This is a genomic window from Pseudomonas sp. 18175 (assembly GCF_050432925.1).
Classification (GTDB): Bacteria; Pseudomonadota; Gammaproteobacteria; order Pseudomonadales; family Pseudomonadaceae; genus Aquipseudomonas.
In genome coordinates, this window is the sequence record NZ_JBKFTO010000033.1 from 34,414 (window position 1) to 59,931 (window position 25,518).

Annotated in this window: 28 protein-coding genes and 2 pseudogenes; 19 read left to right on the forward strand and 11 right to left on the reverse strand. The window is 59.1% G+C overall.

Features of this window, described 5'->3' with window-relative positions; all coding sequences use genetic code 11:
• The first annotated feature begins 73 nt into the window (after positions 1-73).
• The 5 genes from ACLD1Y_RS29280 to ACLD1Y_RS29300 are packed head-to-tail and all read left to right on the forward strand — an operon-like array spanning position 74 to position 5,374.
• On the forward strand, positions 74-2,638 hold the full coding sequence (locus tag ACLD1Y_RS29280) for a phage tail tape measure protein (RefSeq protein WP_429481155.1): 2,565 nt from the start codon (positions 74-76) through the stop codon (positions 2,636-2,638).
• Positions 2,638-3,519: a phage tail protein gene (locus tag ACLD1Y_RS29285; RefSeq protein ID WP_429481156.1), complete on the forward strand. Its 882-nt coding sequence runs from the start codon at positions 2,638-2,640 to the stop codon at positions 3,517-3,519. The genes ACLD1Y_RS29280 and ACLD1Y_RS29285 overlap by 1 nt, the downstream gene beginning before the upstream one ends.
• The gene (locus ACLD1Y_RS29290; RefSeq protein WP_429481157.1) at positions 3,519-3,725 is read left to right on the forward strand and encodes a tail protein X; all 207 of its coding nucleotides are present in this window, start codon (positions 3,519-3,521) and stop codon (positions 3,723-3,725) included. Before ACLD1Y_RS29285 ends, ACLD1Y_RS29290 begins: the two co-directional genes overlap by 1 nt.
• Positions 3,713-4,825: a phage late control D family protein gene (locus ACLD1Y_RS29295; protein ID WP_429481158.1), complete on the forward strand. Its 1,113-nt coding sequence runs from the start codon at positions 3,713-3,715 to the stop codon at positions 4,823-4,825. The genes ACLD1Y_RS29290 and ACLD1Y_RS29295 overlap by 13 nt, the downstream gene beginning before the upstream one ends.
• A gap of 15 nt (positions 4,826-4,840) precedes the next feature.
• A complete protein-coding gene (locus ACLD1Y_RS29300) occupies positions 4,841-5,374 on the forward strand; it encodes a phage baseplate assembly protein V (protein WP_429481159.1) in 534 nt (177 codons plus the stop codon).
• Here the strand turns inward: ACLD1Y_RS29300 and ACLD1Y_RS29305 are convergent, their stop codons facing one another.
• A complete protein-coding gene (locus ACLD1Y_RS29305) occupies positions 5,375-6,004 on the reverse strand; it encodes a DUF4145 domain-containing protein (RefSeq protein WP_429481160.1) in 630 nt (209 codons plus the stop codon).
• Between the two features lie 106 nt (positions 6,005-6,110).
• On the opposite strand from ACLD1Y_RS29305, the gene ACLD1Y_RS29310 reads away from it, so the two are divergent.
• From ACLD1Y_RS29310 to ACLD1Y_RS29340, 7 genes are all read left to right on the forward strand, one after another.
• Entirely contained in the window at positions 6,111-6,488 is a 378-nt protein-coding gene (locus ACLD1Y_RS29310; protein WP_429481161.1) for a GPW/gp25 family protein, read from the forward strand.
• On the forward strand, positions 6,472-7,590 hold the full coding sequence (locus ACLD1Y_RS29315; RefSeq protein WP_429481162.1) for a baseplate assembly protein: 1,119 nt from the start codon (positions 6,472-6,474) through the stop codon (positions 7,588-7,590). The genes ACLD1Y_RS29310 and ACLD1Y_RS29315 overlap by 17 nt, the downstream gene beginning before the upstream one ends.
• Positions 7,583-8,164, forward strand: coding sequence for a phage tail protein (locus ACLD1Y_RS29320; protein WP_429481163.1), 582 nt, complete (start codon positions 7,583-7,585; stop codon positions 8,162-8,164). Before ACLD1Y_RS29315 ends, ACLD1Y_RS29320 begins: the two co-directional genes overlap by 8 nt.
• Entirely contained in the window at positions 8,164-9,111 is a 948-nt protein-coding gene (locus ACLD1Y_RS29325) for a gp53-like domain-containing protein (RefSeq protein WP_429481164.1), read from the forward strand. The genes ACLD1Y_RS29320 and ACLD1Y_RS29325 overlap by 1 nt, the downstream gene beginning before the upstream one ends.
• Before the next feature lie 3 nt (positions 9,112-9,114).
• Complete coding sequence (locus ACLD1Y_RS29330; protein WP_429481165.1) at positions 9,115-9,699, forward strand: hypothetical protein; 585 nt, start codon at positions 9,115-9,117, stop codon at positions 9,697-9,699.
• Between the two features lie 150 nt (positions 9,700-9,849).
• Complete coding sequence (locus tag ACLD1Y_RS29335) at positions 9,850-10,029, forward strand: Com family DNA-binding transcriptional regulator (protein WP_429481181.1); 180 nt, start codon at positions 9,850-9,852, stop codon at positions 10,027-10,029.
• The gene (locus tag ACLD1Y_RS29340; protein ID WP_429481166.1) at positions 10,011-10,805 is read left to right on the forward strand and encodes a DNA adenine methylase; all 795 of its coding nucleotides are present in this window, start codon (positions 10,011-10,013) and stop codon (positions 10,803-10,805) included. The genes ACLD1Y_RS29335 and ACLD1Y_RS29340 overlap by 19 nt, the downstream gene beginning before the upstream one ends.
• Positions 10,806-10,874: 69 nt before the next feature.
• Here ACLD1Y_RS29340 and ACLD1Y_RS29345 read toward each other — a convergent pair.
• Positions 10,875-11,366 (reverse strand): annotated as a pseudogene (locus ACLD1Y_RS29345) (NUDIX domain-containing protein); the annotation flags it as partial.
• 187 nt (positions 11,367-11,553) lie between these two features.
• On the opposite strand from ACLD1Y_RS29345, the gene ACLD1Y_RS29350 reads away from it, so the two are divergent.
• On the forward strand, positions 11,554-12,480 hold the full coding sequence (locus ACLD1Y_RS29350; RefSeq protein WP_429481167.1) for an alpha/beta hydrolase: 927 nt from the start codon (positions 11,554-11,556) through the stop codon (positions 12,478-12,480).
• A gap of 192 nt (positions 12,481-12,672) precedes the next feature.
• On the opposite strand, the gene ACLD1Y_RS29355 is transcribed toward ACLD1Y_RS29350, so the two are convergent.
• Positions 12,673-13,833, reverse strand: a complete 1,161-nt coding sequence (locus ACLD1Y_RS29355) for an alpha-hydroxy acid oxidase (protein ID WP_429481168.1) — start codon at positions 13,831-13,833, stop codon at positions 12,673-12,675.
• Between the two features lie 121 nt (positions 13,834-13,954).
• Between ACLD1Y_RS29355 and ACLD1Y_RS29360 the strand changes: the two genes are divergently transcribed.
• Positions 13,955-14,740 carry a DeoR/GlpR family DNA-binding transcription regulator gene (locus ACLD1Y_RS29360; RefSeq protein ID WP_429481169.1) on the forward strand — a complete coding sequence of 262 codons (786 nt, stop codon included), beginning with the start codon at positions 13,955-13,957 and terminating at the stop codon, positions 14,738-14,740.
• Here the strand turns inward: ACLD1Y_RS29360 and ACLD1Y_RS29365 are convergent.
• Positions 14,705-15,402 (reverse strand): annotated as a pseudogene (locus ACLD1Y_RS29365) (DUF72 domain-containing protein). The gene ACLD1Y_RS29360 and the pseudogene ACLD1Y_RS29365 overlap by 36 nt on opposite strands.
• A gap of 35 nt (positions 15,403-15,437) precedes the next feature.
• Positions 15,438-15,869, reverse strand: a complete 432-nt coding sequence (locus tag ACLD1Y_RS29370) for a DNA methylase (protein ID WP_429481170.1) — start codon at positions 15,867-15,869, stop codon at positions 15,438-15,440.
• Positions 15,870-16,095: 226 nt separating this feature from the next.
• Here ACLD1Y_RS29370 and ACLD1Y_RS29375 point away from each other — a divergent pair, with 226 nt between their 5' ends.
• Positions 16,096-16,599 (forward strand): DUF4142 domain-containing protein, encoded by a 504-nt coding sequence (locus tag ACLD1Y_RS29375; protein ID WP_429481171.1) that lies wholly within the window; start codon positions 16,096-16,098, stop codon positions 16,597-16,599.
• A gap of 30 nt (positions 16,600-16,629) precedes the next feature.
• Complete coding sequence (locus ACLD1Y_RS29380) at positions 16,630-17,190, forward strand: type 1 glutamine amidotransferase domain-containing protein (protein ID WP_429481172.1); 561 nt, start codon at positions 16,630-16,632, stop codon at positions 17,188-17,190.
• A 57-nt stretch (positions 17,191-17,247) separates the two neighbouring features.
• Here ACLD1Y_RS29380 and ACLD1Y_RS29385 read toward each other — a convergent pair whose 3' ends face one another.
• Positions 17,248-17,454 carry a PLD nuclease N-terminal domain-containing protein gene (locus ACLD1Y_RS29385; RefSeq protein WP_135288788.1) on the reverse strand — a complete coding sequence of 69 codons (207 nt, stop codon included), beginning with the start codon at positions 17,452-17,454 and terminating at the stop codon, positions 17,248-17,250.
• Between the two features lie 292 nt (positions 17,455-17,746).
• On the opposite strand from ACLD1Y_RS29385, the gene ACLD1Y_RS29390 reads away from it, so the two are divergent.
• On the forward strand, positions 17,747-18,223 hold the full coding sequence (locus ACLD1Y_RS29390; RefSeq protein ID WP_429481173.1) for a hemerythrin domain-containing protein: 477 nt from the start codon (positions 17,747-17,749) through the stop codon (positions 18,221-18,223).
• Between the two features lie 64 nt (positions 18,224-18,287).
• On the opposite strand, the gene ACLD1Y_RS29395 is transcribed toward ACLD1Y_RS29390, so the two are convergent.
• Together ACLD1Y_RS29395 and ACLD1Y_RS29400 are read right to left on the reverse strand one after the other, a co-directional pair.
• The gene (locus ACLD1Y_RS29395) at positions 18,288-18,857 is read right to left on the reverse strand and encodes a putative natural product biosynthesis protein (protein WP_429481174.1); all 570 of its coding nucleotides are present in this window, start codon (positions 18,855-18,857) and stop codon (positions 18,288-18,290) included.
• A 62-nt stretch (positions 18,858-18,919) separates the two neighbouring features.
• Positions 18,920-19,303 (reverse strand): DUF2946 domain-containing protein, encoded by a 384-nt coding sequence (locus tag ACLD1Y_RS29400; RefSeq protein WP_429481175.1) that lies wholly within the window; start codon positions 19,301-19,303, stop codon positions 18,920-18,922.
• Positions 19,304-19,483: 180 nt separating this feature from the next.
• Between ACLD1Y_RS29400 and ACLD1Y_RS29405 the strand changes: the two genes are divergently transcribed.
• Both ACLD1Y_RS29405 and ACLD1Y_RS29410 read left to right on the forward strand, forming a co-directional pair.
• The gene (locus ACLD1Y_RS29405) at positions 19,484-20,089 is read left to right on the forward strand and encodes an SCO family protein (RefSeq protein WP_429481176.1); all 606 of its coding nucleotides are present in this window, start codon (positions 19,484-19,486) and stop codon (positions 20,087-20,089) included.
• Positions 20,089-20,556 carry a copper chaperone PCu(A)C gene (locus ACLD1Y_RS29410; RefSeq protein ID WP_429481177.1) on the forward strand — a complete coding sequence of 156 codons (468 nt, stop codon included), beginning with the start codon at positions 20,089-20,091 and terminating at the stop codon, positions 20,554-20,556. Before ACLD1Y_RS29405 ends, ACLD1Y_RS29410 begins: the two co-directional genes overlap by 1 nt.
• A 306-nt stretch (positions 20,557-20,862) precedes the next feature.
• Here the strand turns inward: ACLD1Y_RS29410 and ACLD1Y_RS29415 are convergent, their stop codons facing one another.
• Genes ACLD1Y_RS29415 through ACLD1Y_RS29425 form a run of 3 tightly spaced genes read right to left on the reverse strand, consistent with a single transcriptional unit; the run spans position 20,863 to position 25,202 of the window.
• A complete protein-coding gene (locus ACLD1Y_RS29415) occupies positions 20,863-21,747 on the reverse strand; it encodes a FecR family protein (protein ID WP_429481178.1) in 885 nt (294 codons plus the stop codon).
• A 13-nt stretch (positions 21,748-21,760) separates the two neighbouring features.
• Positions 21,761-23,611, reverse strand: coding sequence for a filamentous hemagglutinin N-terminal domain-containing protein (locus tag ACLD1Y_RS29420; RefSeq protein WP_429481179.1), 1,851 nt, complete (start codon positions 23,609-23,611; stop codon positions 21,761-21,763).
• 7 nt (positions 23,612-23,618) lie between these two features.
• Positions 23,619-25,202 carry a ShlB/FhaC/HecB family hemolysin secretion/activation protein gene (locus ACLD1Y_RS29425; protein WP_429481180.1) on the reverse strand — a complete coding sequence of 528 codons (1,584 nt, stop codon included), beginning with the start codon at positions 25,200-25,202 and terminating at the stop codon, positions 23,619-23,621.
• Positions 25,203-25,518 lie beyond the last annotated feature (316 nt).

Consider the following 25,518-nt stretch of genomic DNA (forward strand, 5'->3'; position numbering starts at 1 on the left):
CGAATTTCCCCGCCAAGACTCCGCCGTTCGCCAGCCGGGCGGCACTTCCTCCTTCTGACACGCAGGGCACACCATGGCCAATGAAGTCCTCGTCGGGTTAAAGATCGGCGCGTCAGTGGCGAGCACGCTCGGCGCCGCCTTCGGTTCCGCCAAGTCCACGGTCACGCAACTGGGCCGCGCCACCGAAGGACTGACAAGCAAGCAAAAGCTGATCGGTACCCGTCTCGCCGAGTCACTGGCCCGAGGTGGCAGTGGCATCGAACGTATGCGGCGCCAGTACGACTCGGTGGGCCGGACCATTGATCAGCTCAAGATCAAGCAGGAACAGCTCAATACCAGTATTGCCCGTGGGGCACGGTTGAAGGCTGAGCGGGCTGACCTGCGGGGCCAGGCATTAGAAACCGGCGCTACGGCGGTAGCGGTGTTGGGACCGGTGGTGAAGAGCCTACGTACGGCCATCGACTTTCAGGATCAACTACGGGATATCTCGATTACGGCGGACTTCAGCCCCGCCGCTGAGGCCGAGTTGGGGCAGTTAATTCGTTGGTCGGCGGTCAGGACCAACCAAACCCACACCGATATCGGCGCCGGGGTCGGAGAACTGGTTGCCGGTAATTTGGGCTCTCTTGAAGAGCTGAAAATGTTCACGCCGGTCATGGCGGAGGTTGCAACGGCGACCCGGGCCAGTATGGAGGACTTGGCCAAGACGACCATCGCCTTGAGCAAGAGCATGGGGATCACTGGAGAGGACTATAGAAGTGTCATGAACATGCTCGCGGCGGGCGGCAAGGAGGGGCAGTTCGAACTGCAGGACATGGCCAAATGGCTTCCCGTACTGGCATCAACCTATGGGGCTATGGGGCAGAAAGGCAAAAACGCGGTAGCTGAACTGACGGCGTCCCTGCAAATTGCGCGTATGGGCGCGGGCAGTAGTGACGAGGCCGCCAACAACTATAAAAACTTCCTGAGCAAGTTGAATTCGCCAGACACCATCAAGGCGTTTGAAGACGCCGGCATTGACTTGCAAGCGTCCATGCGCAGCGGTGTTGCCAGTGGCCTATCCCCTGAAAAATCAATGCTAAACATCGTCACCCACTACTTGGGCAACAAAGGCCCTGAGGCGGCCGAGAAATACAAGAAAGCCCTTGAGATCACAGACGATGTGGAGCGCGAAAACGCCATCCAGCGGTTGGACGAAGCCTACAAACTGGGGCGGCTGTTTCGCGACCAGCAAGCCATGGGCTATCTGCGCCCCGCGCTGGCAAACCAGGGCGAAAAAGCCGCCATCGAAAAAGTGGCCCTCAACGCCGCCGACCAGGACGTCAACGGCCGAGACTTCGCTAAGCGCATGGACACCGCAAAAAGCTCTCTCGGCGCCTTCAAAATCGGCATGACCGAACTGGCCCTGTCAGTCGGTGATGCGCTGCTTCCTGCCGTCAATGACCTGCTCAAAAGCGTCATCCCCGTGGTGCAGCGTTTCGCCACCTGGGCCGGTGAAAACCCCGGCCTTATCAAAGGTGTCGTCACCCTGGTAGCCGGGCTGTTCGCGACTAAGCTGGCCTTCATCGGCGTGGCCTACGGCGCCAATCTCATCCTGTCGCCCTTCGTGTCCATCTACACCACCGTGAAAAGCCTGTCTGCAAAATGGACGTTGCTGCGCGCCGCCTGGCAGTTGGGCAAGTTTGCGCCGTTGATCAGCGGGCTAGGCAAGGCCGGTCGCGGCATGCTCACCGTCGCCCGCTATGGCGGCCTGTTATTGCGCGGTACCTTCATGGCCTTCTCGGCGCCGCTGATGGGGTTAGCCCGAGGTGGTTTGTTCCTGGGCAAGATCCTCGGCGGTACGTTGTTGTATGGGCTGAAACTCGCCGGTCAGGCGGTGTTGTGGATGGGCCGTGCGTTGTTGATGAACCCCATTGGCTTAGCCATTACCGGCATCGCCCTCAGCGCGTACCTGATCTACAAGTACTGGGCCCCGATTAAAGCCTTTGTCGGTGGTCTGTGGGCCGAGATCAAAGCAGGGGTCAATGGCGGTCTGTCCGGCATCCTTGGGCTTATCGTCAATTTCTCACCCCTGGGCCTGTTTTACCGCGCCTTCGCCGGGGTGATGAGTTATTTCGGGCTTGAACTGCCGGGAAAATTCAGCGAGTTCGGCAGCATGCTCATCAGCGGCCTGGTGAACGGTATCACTGGGATGGCCGGCAAGTTGAAAGAGAGCGTGCTGGGCGTTGGTTCGTCGATCAAGGGATGGTTTACCGACACCCTGGGCATTCAGTCGCCAAGCCGTGTGTTTATGGGGTACGGCGCCAACCTCAGTGAAGGCGCAGCCCTAGGTATTACCGCGCAGTCGGGCCTTGTGCGCCAGGCAGCCCTAGCCATGGCGGGGCAATCGCGGGTCGATCTGGCACCACCCAACCCGGCAGCAGTGTCCATGGCCAGCATGATGGGTGGCGGTGCGGCAGGCGGAAAAATGGAGTTCCATTTCTCGCCGCAGATCAACGTACCGGCCGGGGGGGCCGTGGCGGAACAGGTCAATCAAGGCCTACAGGCCAGCTACTCCGAATGGATGCGGATGATGGAGCGCTTCATGCACGACAAAAAACGCCGCAGCTTCGGCGGCCCGAACGAGGGCAGCTTCTGATGTTTGCCATCCTGGGTGATATCGAATTCACCGTGGCCGGTGGCATCAGCGGTATGGAACACACCGGCACCGCCGATTGGGCCGAGCATCCCCGTATCCAGGGCAAGCCGTTGCTGGAATGGATCGGCGAGGGCCTGGACGAATGCAATCTGACCATTGAGTTGCACCCGGTGCTGGGCGATCCCGAGGCGCGCCTGCGAGCGTTGCGCCAGGCCAAGAGCAAGCACGAGCCGCTGGCGTTTGTCATGGGCAGCGGCGAGTACCTAGGGCCGTATGTGATTACCCAGGTCGGTAACATGATTCGCCGCGCCACAGCCGTCGGGCAGACCGTGGCAGGCACCGTGCAAGTGAGTTTGCGGGAATACACCGGGCTCTTCACCCGCAAGGTACTGCGGCCTGGGTTGGTGGATTCAGCGTTGAACGGGACCTCGGCTGCCGTTATTGGCTCCCCAGGTTTGATCTCACGTTTTTTGCCTACGCCGAGCACGACCCAGTTGGTTATCGGCCATGCAAAATCGGCGAGCAACATCCTGCGCGCAGGCCAAAACCTCTACGAAAGCCTCAAAAACGGCAACGCCTCGACCATTCTCGGTCAGGTCCCCCAGTTGCTTGGGGTAACGGCGCGGACACTGCAGCCGCTGCAAGGGCTGGCGAACGCCGCCGGGCTGCTCGATGACGGCGCCGACCTGACGCGGCTGGGCGAAGTCGTGCTGGATAGCGTCATGGGGGCCCGATCCAGCCTGAGCCCGGTGGACATTGGCAATATCGTCGAGCGCTTCGGCGCGTCCTATGCCGCCCTCAACCAGGCCGCCAGCGTGATGGACAGCGCCGGTCCACGCCTGGCCGGTCTCGCCGCCGACGTCCTAGTACGGAGGGCCTGATGTTCATTACCCATGTGACGACCGAGGGTGAGCGTTGGGACCAGTTAGCCTGGCGCTATTACGGTGACGCGTACCGGTATTTACCCATCGTCGAAGCCAACCCGCATGTGCCGTTGACAGGCGCTTTGCCGTCCGGGTTGACCCTGGCCATCCCGTTGCTGGAATCCGGGACCGTGACCGAGGATCTGCCACCATGGATGCGTTAATCCCCGCACAGGTGCCTGAGGCCCGTTTCGTGCTGACCTATCAGCAGCGCAATATCACGCGCAACATCAGCCTGCACTTGGAGTCTTTGACTTACACCGATTACCTGACCGGCCAGGCTGACAGCCTGGAGGTCGAACTGGAGGACACCGAAGGCAAGTGGCTCGGCGCCTGGTATCCGGGGCACGGCGACACGCTGACGCTGTCCATAGGCTGGGAGGGGTCGCCCTTGCGGACCTTGGGACGCTTTGAGATCGACGAGGTGGAGTTCCGCTGCCCGCCCTCGACGGTCATCATTCACGGGATCGGTACTGGCATTCACAGCGCGCTGCGCACAACGGAGCACCGCGCCTATGAAAACCTCACCCTCGACGCCGTTGCCAAGCAGATCGCTACGCGCCTGGGTTTGTCGCTGGTCGGCCGTATCGAGCCAATCAAGCTAGACCGCCTGACGCAGCAGGAGTCCGACCTGGCGTTCCTGCGCAACTTGGCGGAGGAGTATGACTACGCGTTCAAAGTCACGGGTAACCGCCTGGTGTTTCACGCGGTTAGTGATTTGGCCAAAGGCGTGGCAGTCGCCACGCATGTGCTCCAGGACCTGGCCAACGTGCAAGTTCGCGACCAGATTAAGGACGTGCCCAAGGCCGTGGAGGTCAAGCACAAGGACCCGGTCAAGAAGGGCCTGATCACCTACAAAGTCGTCAATAACGAGACCATCGCGGTGCCGAGCAGCGCCAGCAAGACCACCACCAGCGGCGACACCCGCAAGAGCCGCAAGCGCAGTGGCTCGGCGGAGGAGTCCAAAGCTAAAGCCAAGGCCGAGCTGGCCAAGGCCAACCGCGAGCGCACCACCGGCAGTTGGACGTCCATGGGGCGGCCTAACCTGGTGAGCGGCAATGTCGTGATGTTGGTCGCGGCGGGCAAGCTGGGTGGGAACTATCTGATTCTGTCAGCGCAACACCGTATGACCCGTAGCGGCGGCTATACCGCCGACACTGAGGTGTGCCGGGTTTCCGCGCCTTCGATTGGTTTGACGTTGGATAACAATAAGCCAGACCTAGCGCTTTCGACTTATGGCATCGAGCGCGAGGTGGTGGCGTGATGAGGGGTAAGGTGTATGGGCGTTGAGTTGGAGTATGGCGAAGTCAGCGCGGTGGATTATCAGGGTTGTCGCATTCGTGTGCGCCTGGATGGACGGGATGGTGTCGAGAGCTATTGGCTCAATGTGCCCCAGCGCAATACCCAGGGTGTGCAATGCCGCCCGATCCTACCTGAACTAGACGAGCAGGTGGCGGTGCTGCTCGACAGCGATGGTATAGGCGGGGTCTACTTGGGAGGGGTCTACTCGGTGGTAGAACCGCCTCCGGTCGTGGATGAAAACACCCACTATGTGCGCTTCAAGGATGGCACCGTGTTGACCTATGAACAGGCAAGCAGTGAAATGTCACTGGACTGCGTGGGGGCTGTGACCTTGAAATGCGCCAAAAACCTCGACATCCACGTTGGTGAGTCGTTGGTAATTAAAGCGCCTAAAGCGACTTTAGACATTCCACAGGTCACCTTGAACGGGAATCTGCAGGTGAATGGTGATATCAATGCCACTGGAAAAATACTGGACGTTGGTGGTAACTCCAGTAACCACAAGCATTAGCTACAGATCCCGTCGTTTGCTTTCCGGCGTCAAAAGTCGAATTTCTTCAAGCTCCTTATCGTCCGAGATGCAGTGCCGAACAGCAAGGTTAAGGAGTTTGAAAAGGATGATTGCAATGTCGGGCGTGTCATTCAAATGCAACGTTCCAGGATGAACCGACTCATTGCCGAATATGCGTATTGTGTCAAACGCTTTGAGGGCACGGCTTGGAAAACCAAGCTCGACTAGCTCGCCAATCATTTTGTGGATATCACCTTTTTCCCTTTTCAAAAGGATCAAGCAGAGCTGCTCAACACAGAGTCGCAGCAGCGCCGCTGCCGCTCGTGGTGAGACTTTGAAAACCTGCCGAGCTTCCTCAAAGACGAGTTTTACGTCGTCAGGCATGTCAGATTCCGCCATGGGCGCTACTGAGTCCGCAGGATAAACAAGGAACCCTTCTACAAAACCAGTAAATTCTCCTTCCTCTCCTTCAGGAACCCATAAGCAAATTTCGGTGCAAGTACAAACTGAAGTGTATGCAACAGTTCCTCGGTCACGCAGGGTTAAAGGCGCCCACTTCATGTGCGACAAAGCTTGGCAGTACGGGCACGAAAAAGTCGCACTTTTAAAGCTAGGGGTCACATATTGCATAACGCACTCCAAGGTTTTGCTCACTATAGATAACGCCGCTTTCGTTTACACCTTCTTTAAACTTGATTAAAAGCCTTCGAGCTTGGCACCTACCATGATTTGGCGCATGACAACGCCAACTCCCTACACTCGCATTACCGCCGCCCACTGGCAGCCCGCCCTCGGCACCTCCGGCGAGGTGGTCGAGAGCCTGCGCGACATCGACCAGGCCATTCGCATCATCCTCACAACCCCCAAGAGCGCCGATCCGCACCGGCCGACCTTTGGCAGCGACATACACCTATATCTCGACTGGCCCGCCCACCGCGTCACACCGTACCTGGTGCGCGAGGCAGTAGATGCTATTGGCCTATGGGAACCCCGCGTCGCAGTGGTTCAGGTCCGCGTGCAGATCGATGCCGAGCACATCACGGTGCGCGTGCGCTGGCGGGTCGCTGATGGTGTCGTCCAGTTGACCGAGGTGCCCTATGCGCGAGCTGCCTAAACCCGAGTTCATTAAAATCGACCCGGCCGAGCTGGAGGCGCAACTGATTGCCCGGTATGAGAAGAAGTCAGGCAAAACGCTGTACCCTGCGCAGATTGAGCGTCTGTTCATCGACCTTATTGCCTACGCGACCACCCGGTTGCAGATGGGCATACAGAGCGCGGGCGAACAGCTCCTGGTGCGTTTCTCCCGTGGGCCGATCCTCGACTACCTGGGCGAACTGGTTGCCACGCCGCGGTTGCTAGCGAAATCCGCGCGCTGCATCTTGCGCTTCAAAATGCCATCCGCCGTTACCGCGCCCTTGCTGATTCCGGCCGGTATTCGGGTCAGCACTCAGGACGCCAGGCTTACCTTCACCACCGACCAGGACGTGGTGATCAAGGCCGGGCAAATCCAAGCCAGCGTCACCGCCACGTGCCTCACCTCAGGTGAGCAGGGCAACGGCTGGGCCGTTGGTCAAATTAGCGTGCTGGGCGCTTCACCAGCGGCAGGCCTGGTCGCCAGTAACACCACCGTCACTGCCGATGGCGTGGAGGATGAAGGCGACGACCGCTACCGCGAACGGATCATCCTGGCGCCCGAAGCCTTCAGCAATGCCGGCAGCCGCGCCGCCTACCGCTACCACGCCTTGGCGGTTCACCAATCGATCATTGATGTGGCGGTTCACGGCCCCGACGAGGGCCAACTGGACGGCCATGTGGCCTTGTATCCGCTGACCGCTACAGGCCTGCCATCGGAAGATTTGCTTCAGCAGGTCAAAAATCAGGTCAGTGGCGAAAAGCTCCGACCTCTCTGTGACACAGTCCATGCACTGCTTCCAATAGAGGTGTCCTTTCAAATCAAGGCGCTCATCACGTTTTACGCTAATGCGGAACGTGCTGACGCGATGGCTGCTGCCCAGGCTGCGGCGGACGCTTACGCCGTCAACCTACGTGGCGGATTAGGCCGGGATCTTGTACCAGAGCAACTAACCGCAGCATTGCAGGTGACTGGCGTCTACCGAGCTGACGTGGAGTTGCCGGTACTTCAAGAGCTACAAGGTAATGAGTGGGCAAACTGCACCTCAATCGAAGTGATCGACGCGGGGGTGGCTTATGGCTGATCAGCCGCTAGCGCCTGCATTGGCCGGTGATGAACGTTTTGCGCTGCTCAGCGAACTGCTCGACGAAAGTCTTGCAGAGATCGATCTGAATGTGATGTTGGTGTATCTGATCGATTTGGTTAAACCCAAATTATTGCCTGTCTTGGCGGACCAGTTCTCGCTCTTAGATGAGGCCGCGTGGATGCTTGCTGAGTCAGAGGAAGCCAAGCGCAACCTGATCAAAAGCTCAGCTGAAATACATCGGTTCAAGGGAACGCCGTGGGCTATTCGCGAAGCCATTCGTGTACTGGGCTTTGGTGAAGTCAAGCTTCAGGAAGGCTTTAACGACCGCGTATACGACGGTTCATTCACCTTTGACGGTACCTACGTCCATGGCGCGCCTTCAGCCTGGGCGCTGTACCGAGTCTTTCTCCGACGCGTCATTACTAATGATCAAGCAGCGCTCCTGCGGCGCTTACTTCTTTCCGTCGCCCCTGCGCGTTGTCGTTTGGTGTCCCTGGATTACCAGTCGGCACCAATACGATACAACGCCGTCGCAAGGCATGGCGGTCAATACAACTACGGGAGCAGCTAATGGCCGACTTACCTGAATCAACCGAGTGGGTGCCGGGCATCTATCAGTTGGAGACGTCCGACCCCGTATTAGGTGGACCGGAGGGGATCTCCAACCTCCAGGCAAGGCAACTGGCAAGTCGAAGCCGTTGGCTCAAACTCAAGATTGATGGCTTTCTGAACGGCGATGAGGCGGTAGTTAAAGCTGACAAGCTTTCTAGAGCCAGACGGCTCTCGATATCGGGTGCAGCGACTGGGAGTGTGGATTTTGATGGCGGCGCGGATGCCGAAATTGCGATCACGTTAAAAGACAGTGGTGTAAAGGCTGGGACTTACACAAAGGTTCTCCTCAACGCCAAAGGGATTGCAACATCCGGGGACAGCCTTGCCGCAGCCGACATTCCAGATCTTGATTGGTCAAAAATAACCACCGGTAAACCAACAACGGCCAAAGAGTACGGTATTGAAATGGCATCCAAAGAGGATGCTGAGGCAGGAGCCGATAGTGAAAAACCAATGGCTGCTTTGCGGGTAATCCAGGCAATTCGTTCGGCCAAAGCTGTAGCGTCGGAACTGCTTCGGGGCGTGTTGAGAGTCGGTACTCAAGCGGAAGTCGATGCAGGTGGGCTTGATGATGTAGCGGTCACCCCTAAAAAACTCCGTTTGGGGTTCTCGATTATGCGCAGTGCTGCAGGCTACATCGTCTTTCCGACTTGGCTTGGAGGTTTGATCATCCAATGGTCTGCCGTTTACGTGCAAGCTGCGGATAACAATGCCAAATATCCCGCAAGTTTCCCCCTGGCTTTTCCGGCAACGGTACTGGGTATTACCGGTTCATCAGCGTCCGACGCTGAACACAAAACGCTAACCAGCGTAATCGGCAATTTGACTCCATCCGGCTTCAACGTCGCCTGGGGTAATTCCAATGGTACTAACGCTGGTATCCGTTACATCGCCATAGGGTTTTGAGCCATGTTGAAATATAGCCGTACTACAGGCAATTGCTATTTGGTTGGAATTAATACGTCGATACCCTCCGACGCGGTCGACCTCCCAGAAGAGCGATTCGTGGCGACCATCGGATCTCCCAAGGAAGGCAAACGAATCAGCCACGATGCTGATGGCCTACCGATTCTTATTGACGAGCTGCCGACGCCCACCAGCGTCCAACAGTTTTATACCAGCATTGATTCAGCGGCGAATGAAGCCCACGGGTTTATCGCTGGCGGCGCCTTACGTGCTTTGGAGTACGCGCAAACTGCTGAGCAAGCCGAAGCTTTCGCCGATGCTGGATATCCAAGCGACAACATCCCACCCCTGGTTGCCGCTGGGGCCGTCAATGGGCGGACGCCAAAAGAAGTTGCAGATGAAATCAGGGAAAAACATGCCCAGTACATCGAGAGAGTGTCGCGCTTGCGCACTGCGAGACTGGCAGGAAAGGAGCAGGTCCGTAGCCTCATCAAAGTCGGTGAGATTGTCGATGCGCTAGGTGTGGTTGAGCAAACACTGGCGGTTATCGAAGAGATAGCTTCTGAGGCCCGCGATGATCAAGAGTAGCTAATACGATTTAGACGAGGGCTGCCAGCCTAGGTGTACCAGCACCCGGACTGGCTGCCAGTCAGCAGATCTACCCTGCAAACCAGCCTAGGCCCTCCTGCTCACGTGAGCGTTGGGGAGCCTACCAGAAGTGCAAAGGGTTTGCAGATGATGCAAGAGATACGTTGTGGCAACTGCGGTCGGAAGCTCGCCGCCGTGCGTGGTTTCGTTGAGTTGCAAATTAAGTGTCCGCGCTGCCGGACACTTAACCATTTGAAGGCCGAGAGCCTCCCGACACCGCCATTGAGCGCTCAATGTCTTGAGGAGGCCACATGTCTGCGCAACCAATAATCCCTTGGATGGGAGGCAAGCGTCGTCTTGCCGACCGCATTTTCTCTTTGTTTCCGGCCCATAGTTGTTACGTGGAGCCGTTTGCGGGCGGCGCAGCGTTGTTCTTCCTGAGACCGGTACCTGCAGACGTTGAGGTGCTGAATGACGTCAATGGCGATCTGATCAACCTCTACCGGGTGGTCCAGAACCACCTGGAGGAGTTTGTCCGGCAGTTCAAATGGGCATTGTCGAGTCGTCAGGTATTCAAGTGGTTGCAGATGACTAGGCCAGAGACGCTCACTGATATCCAGCGGGCTGCCAGGTTCTATTACCTACAGCAGTCCGCCTTCGGCGGGCGTGTTGATGGCCAGACATACGGAACGGCAACTACGACACCGCCAGGACTCAATCTACTACGCCTGGAGGAAACGCTATCCGCTGCACACCTACGTCTTAGCAATACCTATATAGAACACATGGGCTGGCACGAGGTGATGACAAAGTACGACCGGGAACACACGCTGTTTTACTGCGATCCTCCGTACTGGCAGACCGAGGGGTACGGTGTCTCATTTGGCCTGGAACAGTACGAAGCCCTGGCAAAGCTCATAGGCGAGCTTAAGGGCAAGGCGATTATCAGTCTGAACGACCATCCAGACATTCGGAGGGTGTTCGCTGGTTTTCACATAGAGACCACCGACATCAAGTACATCGTCGGTGGTGGCAAAGGGAGTGACGCGAAGGAGGTACTGATCTTCAGCTGGGATACTCAGGCTGAACCTGCTGGCCTGTTTTGATATTCTGTTGCAACAGACGCAAAAGAATCTGACGCCATTTATCTCAGATTAGAGCGCGAGTTTTTCGCGCTCGGCATCACCCAGTTCCAGCACCTCAATATCCTCCCCCTCCTCCTCCAACCCGCCCCCGCTACCCACCCGATCCCCCGGCTGATACTCCCCCATGAAAAAGTGAATCCGCTCCGTCACCGACCCTGGGCTCATGAACGCCGCGTAAATCTTCTCCACCTGCCCCACGCGGTAGCCGGTCTCTTCTTCGGCTTCCAGGCGAATGCGTTCTTCGGGGCTGGCGTTATCCAGCAAACCCGCCGCCGCTTCGATGAGGTAGCCGTGGTAGTCGTTGACGAACGTGGGCATGCGGAATTGGCGGATCAGCAACACCGTGCGCTGATCGCGGTTGTACAGCAAGATGGTGGCGCCATTGCCCCGGTCGTACACCTCGCGGGTCTGGTGTTGCCAGCTGCCGTCGCGGCGGCGCAGGTCGAAGCTGTATTTTTTCAGCAGGTACCAGTTGTCCGAGAGAGTTTCTTCGGCGGTGATGCGCACGGGGCTGTCGGTCATGGTCGGGGCTGTGCTCCAGGAGTGGTTGAGTCTTGCTGTGCTCGGCCGCCCACCCTAACAACCCCGGCACGCATTGTTCAATCCTGTAACACTTTGCAAGCAATCCCCGTTGACGACTGTCGAATTAATTCCTGCCTGCATGGGGCTTCTGTTAAAACCCCTGCTTCACCTTTGCCCTGGAACCTTCATGCCTTCACGTTTTCTCTCACGCCTGAGCCTGCGCTGGTTTCCCCTGTTGTGCATGGCGCTGTTGATTGTCGGCTTGCCGGTGGGTTGCGCCGTGTTGCAGCACAAGGAGCGCGAACTGGTGTTTCGCATCGAGCCGGGCACCGCCGGTTGGTACACCGGGTTGCCCAAGGCCGTGCAAGAGCTCGAACTCAAGCCCGCCAGTTTCAAATCGGGGCAGAACATTCATGGCTGGTGGTACCCGGCGGACAAGAAGGACGCCCCGGCGATCCTCTACCTGCACGGTGTGCGCTGGAACCTGACCGGGCAGTTGTTTCGCATCGAGCAATTGCATGCGCTGGGTTATTCGGTGCTGGCCATCGACTATCGCGGTTTCGGCCAAAGCCACGGCGAGTTGCCATCGGAAACCACGGTGTATGAAGACGCCCGCATCGCCTGGGAACGCTTCCAGCTGCTGCAACCAGACCCCACCAAGCGCCTGATCTACGGGCACTCCCTGGGCGGCGCAGTGGCCATCGACCTGGCGGCGCAGTTGGGCAAGCAGGTGCCACTGCCGGTGCGTGGGCTGGTGATCGAGTCCACCTTTACCTCCCTAGCCGATGTCGCCACCGCCGTGGCGAATACCTCATTGCCCGTGCGCTGGTTGCTGTCGCAGAAGTTCGATTCCATCGACAAAATCGGCGGTATCCATATGCCGCTGCTGGTGGTACATGGTCTGGACGACCGCTATGTGCCGCCGCGTTTCAGCCAGCAATTATTCGAAGCCGCCCAGGAGCCCAAGCGGCTGTTGCTGGTGCCCGGTGCCAGCCATAACAACAGCATGAGCCTGGCCGGTCGCAGTTATGGCCAGGCGCTGGACAACCTGATGCGCGCAAAGATGCCAGCACAGGTTGTGACGCACTCCACAGGCCGCAACGGCGAGTCTTAAAAACGCTTTTCGGCACTGGGTTCGCGCTTGCGTGTCAAGCGCAAACCCTGCCCATACTGGCCCGCGCCGGCAGTTGATCAAATATTAACCTTTGGTTAAATCGCCATAGCCACCGGGGTCTCGCAAAGTTATCCACAGAGATACCCACGGTTTTCGTGGACAACTCTTTTTAAATTTTTACGATTTTTTTGCTCAATAAACGGTTTCAGGAAATGTGCCGGGCAACAAAATCTCGCGATTCACATCACGTATATCGTTATACCCACACAGCGCCATCGACACGTCCAGCTCACGCGCAATGATCTCCAGCGCCTTGGTCACACCCGCCTCGCCCAACGCGCCCAACCCATACAAATGCGGTCGGCCGATCATGGTGCCCTTGGCGCCCAACGCCATGGCCTTGAGCACGTCCTGGCCAGAACGAATGCCCCCGTCGAGCCACACCTCGATGCGCTCACCCACCGCCTCCACGATCGCGGGTAGCTGGCTGATGCTCGACGGCGCACCATCGAGTTGGCGGCCACCGTGGTTGCTGACCACCAGCGCATCGGCACCGGAATTGGCCGCCAGCCGCGCGTCCTCCACATCCAGGATGCCCTTGATGATCAGCTTGCCGCCCCAGCACTTCTTGATCCACTCCACATCGTCCCAACTCAAGCGCGGGTCGAATTGCTGGGCGGTCCAAGACGACAGCGAACTCATGTCCGCAACGCCCTTCACGTGCCCGACGATATTGCCAAAGCCACGTCGCTTGGTACCGAGCATGCCCTTCACCCAGCGCGGTTTGGTGGCCATGTTGAGGATATTCGGCAGCGTCAATTTAGGCGGCGCCGACAGGCCGTTGATCAAGTCTTTGTGACGTTGCCCCAGGATCTGTAGATCGAGGGTCAGCACCAGTGCATCCACACCGGCAGCCTTGGCCCGCTCGATCAATTGCTCCACAAACCCACGGTCGCGCATCACGTACAGCTGGAACCAGAACGGCTGGCCGACCTGTTCGGCGATGTCTTCCAGCGAGCAGATGCTCATGGTCGACAAGGTGTAGCGCAAACCGAATGCGGCAGCGGCGCGGGCGGTGAGGATCTCGCCATCGGCGTGTTGCATGCCGGCCAATCCGGTGGGGGCCAGGGCCACGGGCATCGCCATCTCCTGGCCGATCATGCTGGCCCGGATCGAGCGTTCATCGATATTGCGCGCCACCCGCTGGCGAAATTTGATCCGGGCAAAATCGCTTTCATTGGCCCGGTATGTGCTCTCAGTCCAGGAGCCGGAATCGGCATAGTCGTAGAACATCCGTGGGACACGTTTTTGCGCCAGCTTGCGTAAATCTTCGATGGTTGTGATCAACGGCATCTAGGTCACCTCTCCCTGAACTGAGGCCTGAGAGTAACCGTCCATCGGCCGTTCAACCAGCCATTGTGTTTAGAACGCCGGAGGAATAATCTCGCACAAACCCGCAAAAAGACGCATAACCATGCACAATACCCATAACGCCATCGACCTGCCTTCTTTGCGTAAACAGAAGATTTTGTTGCTGCTGGAGCGCGACGGCAAAGTCACCGCATCGGAATTGGTGGAGCACTTTGCCGTGTCCCAAGACACCATCCGCCGCGACCTGGGCGAACTCGCCGCTGCCGGCCTGTTGCAGCGTGTACACGGTGGCGCATTGCCCCGGCCCAAGGACACCGGCAAAGACTTTTTCACCCGCGTCGGCGAGACCAACGATGCCAAGCGCCACCTCGCGCAGCTGGCCGCTGATCGCGTTGAGGATGGGCAAATCGTGTTGTTCGATTCGGGCTCCACCACGCTGCAAATTGCGCAGTCATTGCCACGTTCGATTCGCCTGACGGTTGTCACACCGTCGCCGATGATCGCCATTGCCCTGGCCGATCATGCGCACGTGAAAGTGATCCTCGCCGGTGGCCAACTCAATCCCGCGACACTGTCCACCAGCGGTCAGGAAGCCGTGCGGTTGATTCAAAGTATCAAGGCGGATTTGCTGTTCACCGGGGTATGCGCGCTGCATCCCCAGGTGGGCATCAGCTCGCTGCATTTTGATGAAGTGGCGGTCAAGCAAGCACTGCTCGACAGTGCCTCACACGTGGTGGCAGTGACCATGGCCGACAAGCTCGGTGCGGTTGAGCCGTTTGTGGTGGCACCGTGTGAGCGTATCCACACGTTGATTACCGAGTGGCATGTGCCGAGTGTGGAGGCGTATGAACAGTTAGGGCTGGAAGTGCTGCGGGTAGAGGTGGAGTAGCGATAAGGCATCGACGACGGCGTGGCCGCTGGCGGTGTTGTCAAAAATGCACCAGGTGGGAATGCCCTCCTCAATTGAGCAGTGCAGCAATCGCCCGAAGGCTTGCACCCGCTGCGGGCCATACGCGCTGTGATAGATCCTCGGCGCGCCGTGCAGGCGCCAATAGCGCACGCCCTGCCAGCCTCCAGGCGCGTCTTCAGTGTTGATGGCCGGCGGGTCGGCAGCCACACGGCCGATGTGTAGATCCTGCAAAAGAGCTTGCGCCTCAAGCCAACTGGCATGACGCGGCTCCACCACCACCGCCCCCCATAGCGCTGTCGTAATGCATTCAAGAACGTGGCAGCGACAGCGGGCTCAAACGCCAGCGACGGCGGCAACTGCACCAGCAGGCAGCCGAGCTTTTGCCCCAACTGCATACACTGCTCGAGAAATTCGTCCAACGCTGTCTCGCAGTGCTGCAGGCGCTGTTCATGGGTAATGCGCTTAGGCAGCTTGACCGAAAAACGAAACCCCGGCGGCACACTGCGCGCCCAACGCTCATAGGTCGTCGGCAGGTGCGGGCGGTAAAACGAACTGTTGATTTCCACTGAATTGAACCGAGTTGCGTAGCGCTGCAAATGAGTGCCCTCCTGCGCAAACGCCGGCCAATGCTCGCGCGGCAAACTCCAGCCTGCGCAACTCACGTAAAAAGGCGTCGTCAAAACAGCACCTTGGCCGCATCACGCATGAAAATCTCGATGGTCTTGGGCCCTACGCCGTCAAATTCCCCCAAGCGCTTTTCGAATGACTGGCGGTCCTCGCTGACGTCGCGTATGCGTGTGATCTTGCCTGCGTAGTCGGCATTGAGCTTGGCGCTCAGATCAAGCAGACGCTGTGCGGTGGACTCGTCATAACGCACGTAATGGGCACGCCCCAGCATTGAAACCAGTTCCCTTGACGTGCAGTGCTGGAGCTTGCGCGGGGTATCGCGGCCCTGTTCCTCGACGATCACTCTGTACGCCTGCGCGGCGATGGGCGCTTGAATGCGCTTGCCCATCAGGAAGCTGGCAATAAACCACTTGAACAGACTGCTCTCATCATCGGGCTTGAGTGCGATACCCAATTCAGATGCCGTAATCGACTTGGCCATCGTCACAGGGCCTGAGCGCAGTTGATATTGAATGAAACGTCGTGGGCGTTCACTTATCTCTCCGAACCGTTCACCTATGTAGCAGAGGCCACCGAATATCGATAGTTCAAGGAATCTGGGCGGCTACGCCGTTGGCGAGAAATGCACAAATTAAATTAAACCTTTCACCCTGCGCCCGGCTCAACTCTCAGGTAACGGCACTTCGCCAATTTTACGGAGATCCATCATGAATACGCTGATGATGAAAAAACTGGGCCTGGCTTTCGTATTGGCCGCCGGCTCGATTTCTACAGCCATGGCCGCCACCTCCAACAGCTTTGTCGATGACGCTGCTCAAGGTGGAATCACCGAAGTAGAGGCCGGCAAGCTGGCCCTCGAAAAAAGCAGTTCGGCGGACGTGAAGGCGTTTGCCCAGCACATGGTCACCGACCATACCAAAGCCAATCAGGAACTGATGGCGCTGGCGAAAAAGCTGGATATCGAAGTTCCGGATGACGCCGCCCTGACCGATAAGGCCAAAAAAGCCATCCTGGAAATGCGCGATGAATCCTTCGACAAGGCCTATGCCAATAACCAGGTGGCTGCCCACGAAAAAACCGTCGAGCTGTTCCAGAAAGAGGCTGCTTCTTCGGACAACGCAGAGCTGAAGGCCTTCGCCACCAAGACCCTGCCAACCCTTGAAGCCCATCTGAAAATGGCCAAGGAACTGCAAGCCAAACACGACCATTAATTCACCCCTCGTACAAGGAGACTCTCGATAATGAGCTCGCAACTCAACGGCAAGAAAATCCTGGTCATCACTTCCAATACGGGCATTGAGCGCGACGAATTGCTCAAGCCCCTGGAAGCGCTGCGAGGTTACGGCGCTACCGTCACCCACGGTTCGAGTGACGGCGGCACCACCCAGACATTCGTTGGCGATACGGAAAAGGACCGCACGGTTGAGTCCGATGCCAAGCTGTCTGACCTCAACGGTGCTGATTTCGATGCACTGGTGATCCCCGGCGGCACCGTCAATGCCGATACCCTGCGCCAGGATGCAGCCGCGCTGAAGCTGATCAATCAGTTTGTGGCGGCGGGCAAAACCGTGGCCGCCATCTGTCATGGCCCGTGGACGCTGATTGATGCAGGCGTGATCAAGGGCAAGACCTTGACCTCTTACAAAAGTGTGCGCATCGACCTGGAAAACGCCGGTGCTGCCGGTTGGGTGGATGCCGAGGTCAAGCAATGCCAGGCCAACGGCTGGACCTTGATCACTTCGCGGACGCCGGATGATTTGCCGGCGTTCAACGAAGCCATTGCCAAGGCCGTTGCAGGCTAATCTGCCGGGCAAAAAAACAGGCGCCTGCAGGGCGCCTGTTTTTATTCAGCCTAAGCGTCAGTTGCGACGATGTTCCGGCATTTCACGCTTTGGCCCAAACATAGCCCACGCAATCAACCCGAACAGCGGCACAAAAATCAAGATAACCAGCCACAACCCCTTGGTCTCCCAGCCACTGGTGCTGCGCAACACCACGTTGATCGCCCACAGTTCCAACAGCAGCAAAATCACTGCCAAACCTATCCAGACGTAATGTAATTCCATGGTTCACCTCCTGAGGTCTTAACAGTTAGGTCAACCAATTCAGCCGAGGGTTCATTAAAAAGTGCCGGGGCATTTTTTAGCTGTTGTACTGGCTGTGCGTAATGCACGTCATGAGTGTTGAGACCATGCAAGCTGCACGACACACTAGCCTCCAGGTACAGCGCATGTGATTGATTCGAAAGGTAAATGTTGAATCGCTCAACTTGGTACAACTGATGCAGGTTCAACCATGAAGATACTGTGAAGAGGCGCGCATTCCGACGCACCCGCCAGCTCTGCATGAGGACTACCCATGAATGCCATCGACCTGCTCAAAGCCGACCACGAACGCGTCAAGGCCCTGCTGACTCAATTGAGTGAATCTACCGAGCGCGGTGTAAAAAAACGCACCGAACTGTTGGCCAAGCTGGAAGCAGAAATCAGCCTGCATACCAGGCTGGAAGAAGAAATCCTTTACCCGGCCTTCAGAAAAGCCGGCGGCAAGGAGCAGGACATCATGTACCACGAGGCCAAGGAAGAACACCGTACCGTTGACTCACTGGTACTACCGGACCTGAAGCAAACCGAGCCGTCGACTACCGAATTTTCGGGCCGTGTCAAAGTGGTAAAGGAATTGCTGGAACACCACATCGAGGAAGAAGAAACCGAGATGTTCCCCCAGGCGAAAAAGCTCCTCGGCAAAGCGACGCTTGATGCCTTGGGCGCCGAGATGGAAGCCATGAAGGCGGCCCATAAAAAGCAGCAAGCGACCAGACCCGTTGCAGCTTGATGATGGCACCTGCGAAGCCTGATGCAATTCGGGCTTCGCAGTCGTAGATGGATTGATCCAAGAGTTACCGGAGGCAGCCCGGGCCAGGCAAGGGAATGGGCGACCAACCGTTTATGCGGCCTCGAACGTCCAGGGCGCACCAACCGAAATCCCACGGCAAGGGTGGTAACTGCGGTTGCTCATCCGCCGTCAGCTCAGCGCCTTTCCAATCAAACACCCTACCCCCTCGCCAGCCCAGGGCAATGCCTTGCGAGTGGCTGTCATCTGTATCGATCCAGCGTGCAGCGGCTGCCGCCATCAAAGACTCAATCGTTTCGTCATTAATCTGCGAGCGGTACACAGAGCCCAGCAACCAGCGACACACGTTAAGGTGATAGGTCCAATTATGGGGCGGACGGTTGCGATACGCCCAGGTCATGAAACTGCGAAACAGGTTCAGGCCCTCGGGCGGGTCCAGCTTGAGCAACGCCGGGCAGATATCGAACAGGGTGTGCCAATACGGCAACAGGCGCGCATCCAGGTGCACAAAGCAGCGGGAGTTGCTGGGGTAGTCAGGCAGCGAAGGTTCGGCGCGCAGGCGACGGGACGCCTTGCTGACCAGGCGGCTGGCGCCTGCAGGCAATACAGAGTTCATGAAACGCTCTCACAGTCGTGACGATAGAACGCCTCCTGGTCTCAGGAGGCCCATGGCACACGTCAGGCTGCGGGGGAAGCGCGGGGGTTGGCCGAGGGCCAGGAGTATCGCGGCGGCGCCTTGTTGCGCCGCTCATGGGCCGCACGCGGGGTTTGCCCAAGGCCCAGCAACCAAGCCAGGCCGATCAAAAACACCAGGGCGACGGTCAATGCGTTGCACACCGGGCAGGCAAAGTAGTTCGAGATGTTGCTGGAAGCGGGGCTACCCAACCCTTTGTCGGAAAGTGGCGCCTGCTTGCCGTCCACCGAACAGAACGCGCCACCGATGCCATTGAGCACCTGCCCCGTCATCTGCCCATGCCCCAAACCACAGACAAACAGGTTCATCAGCACGCAAAAGTACAGGGCCCAGGCGATCAGCGAACGGTCGGGGTGGCTCAATTTCATGGCGGCGACTCTACCATCCCCGGCGCTCCAAGATGAAGCACGGCGCGCCCCTGTGGCAGAACGTCGCACGTTACGCCGGGCGTTCAGGGTTGGTAGACTTTGCGCCCTCCTCGTTACTCCTTTTCCAGGCCTGCGTGTTTGACTTCACACAATGCCGGCGTTTCACAGGATGCACAGTTGATGAGTACGTTATTCACCCGCCGCAAGGTCCTGACCGGCATGAGCCTGTTGGGTCTGGGCCTGCTGGCCGGTTGTGACAGCAGCCCCAAGCTTAACTTCAAGTACGGCAAAGACTTGAGCGACAAGATCATGGGCCGCACCTTCAAGCTCAAGAACACCGAGGGCGACACCGTCACCCTCAGTTCCTACCGTGGCCTGATGCCGGTGGTGTTCTTCGGTTTTACCCAATGCCCGGCCGTGTGCCCCACCACCCTGGCCCGCGCTGCGCAGGCCAAGAAGCTGATGGGCCGCGACGGCGAGATCATGCAGGTGATCTTCATCACCCTGGACCCGGAGCGCGACACCCCGGAGATTCTCGACAAGTACGTCAAAGCCTTCGACCCCAGCTTCGAAGCGCTGTATGGCACCCCGGAAGAAATCGCCGTGGCCGCCAAGGAGTTCGGGATCTTCTATGAAAAGATCCCCGCGGGTGACACCTATACCCTGTCCCACACCGCCACCAGCTTTGTGTTCGACACCCGTGGCAACCTGCGCCTGGGCCTGCAAGCATCCCTTACCGCTAAAGAGTGCGCAGAAGACCTGCTCACCGTTATGGAGGTCTGTTAATGACTGCCGTTCAACACCTCAAGCGCCTCACCTTCGGCCTGACCCTGCTGGGCCTTGCGGCGCACGCCAGCGCCCAGGTGCAGGTGACCGATGCGTGGGTACGCGCCACCGTGCCGGGCCAACCGAGCAGCGGCGCGTTCATGACCGTCACCGCCGACAGCGACAGCAAGCTGCTGCGCGTGGCGTCGCCGGTGGCCAAGGACGTGCAGATCCATGAAATGAGCATGAAGGACGACGTGATGCACATGGGCCCGGTCGACGCAGTCGCCCTGCCCGCCGGCAAAGCCGTGACCCTCGACCCCAACGGTTACCACGTGATGCTGATGGGCCTGACCGGCCAGATCAAGGAAGGCGACCAGGTGCCGCTGACCCTCACCGTGGAAAACGCCAAGGGCGAGCAGCAGTCGATTGAAATCAAGGCACCGGCGCGTGGGCTCGATGGCATGGACCACAGCAAGATGCATTGAAGCGCTCAAGCCCAACACCGCTTCTGTGGTGAGCGGGCTTGCCCCGCGCTGGGCTGCGAAGCGGCCCTAAAACCTTACACCGCCGAATACCTGACACAACGCGGCGTTCTTATTGGGGCCGCTTCGCAGCCCAGCGCGGGGCAAGCCCGCTCACCACAAGCAAGCCCGCTCACCACAAGAATGTGGCGCAGGCAAACCGGCCTAACGAACTTCACAGTCAACCGTATTGGACTTTGCCGGGGCACTGGCACCGACGGTCGGCGTAGGCAAGCTGAACGCGNAAGAATGTGGCGCAGGCAAACCGGCCTAACGAACTTCACAGTCAACCGTATTGGACTTTGCCGGGGCACTGGCACCGACGGTCGGCGTAGGCAAGCTGAACGCGGGTGGCAACGTGAACTGCAAACCCGGGTTGGCAGGCACCACCACTGGCGGCTTCGTAACATCTGCCGTGAAGCCAAATTGCCCGGCCGTAAAGCTCTGCGAACCGCCCTTGTTCGAAAGGCTGATAGCACCGTCGATCACCGACACATACAACCCTGGCGCCAAGCCTGGCGTTGAAGGCGACACCGGCCCCGGCACCGTGAGCGCCACAAACGACGACCCCACCCACGACTCGACCCACGCCACCACCGCGGCCAGGCGATAGGCATAGCGTGCAGACACGGTTTCAACAAACGCACCCACCACCGAGTCATTGCGCCGGGCCGCAGACGCCAACCCCAACGCCAGGCTGTTCAAGCGTACCGAAGGACGCATCGCTACAGCCGCCTCAGGCTGGTACTGCACCACCACGCTCGCCGCCTGCAAACCAATGCGCCCGGCCGGGGTGATCAACGTGGCGCGTTCCGGGCTGCGCTTACCGAGCGAGCCGGCGTCCGAACGCAGGCTGCCTTGCTTGAGCGAGAACACCACTTCATCGCCCGCAGGCAACGTCGGCTCGTAGGTAAAGGCGTCCACACTCACGGCGGTATTGGGTTGCAACGTCAGCAGGCTGTCGTCCTTCAGGCGCACTTGTGCGTAGCCCTTGCCTTGGGTCGACAAGGTATCGCCGACTTCCACCGCCGACTGCACGCCCAATATGCGCACGCTGCCGTCCGCCTTCTTGACGAACAGTGGCCCGCTCAACTGGGCCACGGTGCCGACCACGGGCGCGGCCTGGACCCACGCCGCCGCACTGAGCAGCAGCATCAACAGCAGCGGCTTAGTTGCAGTACATTTTCTTGGCTGGTTCATTTTTGGCTACGCTCGGTTCAGAAAGGGAGGCGTCTTTGGTGTCGGTCTCGGGCTTGGTGGTGGTGCTGTCCGGACCGGGAGCGGCAGTGTTAACGGCGACATACAGCTGGTTGCTGGCCGCTTGCACAGGCTTGACCGGCTCACTCGCGGTCGGCGGTGACAACACTTGGCACAGGGCCGAATTCGGCGCGATCGTACAGATATCGGCCGAAGGCGACGGGGCCTCAGACGGCGGCGTCTGCACGGGCGGCCGGTCGACATCGGTGATGGTCAGGCGCCCGCCCGCGGTGGGCAGCCCTTCGGTGAATACCTTGCCGCTGCCGCTGGCCGTGCCTGCGCCGTTATGGTTGGCGGCCAAGGTGATGTCGCCGCTGAAACTGATCAATGAATTGACGTTGATATTGTTGCCCGCCTGGGCCGTCAAGCTGACACCGCTGTTGCTGTTGGCGACCCCGGTATAAAACGTGATGTCATGGGTGGCTTGCAGCAACACGTTGCTGGTGGCGTTACTCAACAGGTCGGCATCGATCTCACTGTCGGTGCCTGGGTTATTGGCAAACGCCGACACATCCCCCAGGGAGGCCGAAGGCCCGCTGAGAAACGACGTGACCAGGATGTTCTCCGGGTCCAGTTGCCAGGTGCCCATAGCGCCATGACTGGCGCGGGTGTCCACTTTCGCCCCCGCCACATCCAGGAAATGCCCGGACGTCTCGACAAATCCACCTTTGCCCGATGCCGCCCCGCCACGCGCCGACAGCGTGCCATATACCCGCGTGGTGTCGTTGCCCCACACGATGATCTTGCCGCCATTGCCGCTGGCCAGTGCATCGGCGGAAATCTGCGCGTCCTTGCTCACGTAGCTTTGCTTGGCATTGAGTACCGCCGGGTTCTTGCCCTGGTAGTCACCGCCCACCAGCACACGGCCACCGCCGCGCTGGCCACTGGCGTCGATACGCGCATTGCCCATCACCCCGACCTGTTCGCCGAGCACCTGGATATCGCCCCCGCAATCCACGCCCGTAGCCGTCGTGCTGCTGCCGGCTTCAAGCAAGGTGGTGCGGCTGGACTTGAGCACCACCTTACCGTTCTGCCCCACCACCGCGCTGTTGGCATTCAAGGTGCCGCGCTGGTTGACCAGTGCGCCGTAGATACCGATGTTGCCGCCTTGGGCGATCACGGTGCCGAGGTTCAGGGCCTGGTCCTTGTCGGACGACACCACCACATGCATCCCCGGGTTGCTGGAGTCCACCAGTTGCACCGAATGCCCCGCCGCCAGCACGGTCTCGCCTTGAGGCGTGGTGATGATGCCGGTGTTGTTCACGTCCGGCGCAATCAGGTACACCTGCCCGCCGGAAGGCGTGGTGATCGCGCCCTGGTTACTCACTTGCCCGGCCAGGCCGTCGGCGGAAAAACGCCGGTTACCGGCCAGAAAGTCCGCGTTGGAAATCGCCAAGCTCGACGCCACCAGCCCCCCCACGTTGATCTGCGAACCGGCACCGAACACGATGCCGTTCGGGTTGATCAGGTACACCCGCCCGTTGGACTGCAACGTGCCGAGGATCACGCTAGGGTCCTGCCCGGTAATGCGGTTGAGCACGCTGCTGTTGCTGCTCTGTTGCAGAAACCGCACCAGCTCCCCTTGGGCAATGGAGAAACTCGACCAGTTGATGATCGCGTTGGGGCTGTTGGTGATGGTCAGCGTGTTGCCGTCCTGGGTGAACGTCACCTGGCCGTTGACGATCACTGGGTTGATCGGTGCGGCCGTGGCAAAGGACGCCAGCGCCATGGACAAGGCCATCAAGGTAAGTTTGATTTTCATGGCGCCCTCAATAGGCCAGGCTGAGACGGACATGCAGGCGATCATCGCCGCGCTGGGTTTCGCTGGCCTCAGCGTGCAACGCATGGCCGTAGTCCACTTGCAGGTTGAGGTTGCGCCGGTAAATCAGGCGCACGCCCAGGCCGGCGCTGCTCAGGCTGACATGGTCGAACTCACCCGGCAGCGCGTGGTTACGCGTGAGGTAGCCGGCGTCGTAGAACGCCAAGGCGCGGCACTGCCAACTGCCGCCCAGGCACAGCGGCGGCGTGTAGGCTTCCAGGTTGCCAACCACGCCCGAATCGTTGCTGACCTCACGCTCGCGGAACCCGCGCACAGAGGTCGCGCCACCCGCACCGAACTGCTCGCCCGGCACCAGGGCATCCTTGGTGTACTGGCCATTGAGCGCCGCACGCAATTGCCAGGCCTGAGGGAGAATCTGCGTGATGCTCGTCGCGAACTGCAGCGCCGTGTAGTCGTCGCGCGCATCGGCACGCGCCAGGTCGAAGTCGCGCTGCCCGCCTTTGGAACCACCGGGGATGTTGTGCAGCAACGACACGCCGACGTTGGCATCGCCATCCACCCGCACCCACGTGCCTTGGTAACCCAGGCTGATGGGGTGCACGGTGATGTCGTTGCCCAGTTGCACATCGAACAGTTCCAGGCTGCTTTTGTAGGCCTTGTAGTCCACGCCATACACCAGCTTGGACTGGTAATTGCCCACCGTCGCCAGGTTGTGGTTGTAGCGCGTGCCGAAAATCGTGCCCCGGCCACTCACCGCCAGGTCGAAAATACCCGCCGTGACGGTGCCGCTGTCCACGTCCGAATAGCTGGTGAAGAAGTCCATGGAGTCGCCCAGGCTATAGAGCGGCAAGTGGTAGCCAAGCCCATACACACTGACCCGCTCGGGTTTCTCCACAGTGGTGGTGTATTGCAGACTCATCACCTGGTCGCGGCCGAACACATTGGCGTTCTGCAGCACTGCACCGACATAGGTGCGCCCGGTTTCCTTGGAGCCGCTGTTATCGATATTGAGCGCCGCGTTCCACTCGGACTCATCGGTAACTTGCAGGTCGGCATCGACCGTGTCCACGGCATCGCCGCTCTTGAGCTTCATCACCGTTTGCTTGGTCGGGTTTTCGTTGGCCAATTTCAAACTCTTGGACACCGCCACCAGGTCCGGCGAGACGCCCTCCTGCAAGGCCGGCAGCGACTGGCGCACGTTGGCATCACTGAAATGCTGGTTGCCCGCGATAGCGACCTTGCCAATGCGCACCGGCACCACCTGGAACACCACCACGCCGCCATTCAACTCCTGTTCGGGCAGGTCGATACGCACCAGTTGAAAACCATGCTCATGGAACGTGGCTTCCAGCGCTTCCTGAGCCTTGGCGACATCACTGAACTCGCGCTGCGGGCCAATAAACGGCGCAACACTCTGCTCCAGCGCGGCAGCGGGCAACAGCGTATTGCCACGCACGTCGAAGCGGGTGATATCAAAACGTGGCGACAGCGGCTCGCTCTCGGCGGCCACCGCAAACGAGGTGCAAACCGCAAGGGAAGCGGGCACCAGCAACAGCATGAAACGGTCGATCATGGCTTGGCCCTTGGGCAGCGTGAAGGTTAAACGACAGACGCTGCGTGCCGAGCCAGCCGGAGGGAGACCTCCGTGCGCTGAGTGTAGCCACTATATTGCCATGTATAAATAGTTTGTTACATTGCCGGCAGGTGCTTAAACGACTCAGTGCACAATAAACAATGTTGCAGCGGTGTCGGTGGCTTTTGCTCTGGCTCTGGCTCTGGCTCTGGCTTTTGATCTTGATCTTAGGCGCCCCGTTAAACCACGCTGGCCGAACGCAGGCTTGAATCCGTGGGTAACCCGGCAGGACGCCGGGTTAGCCGCACTGGGCCAT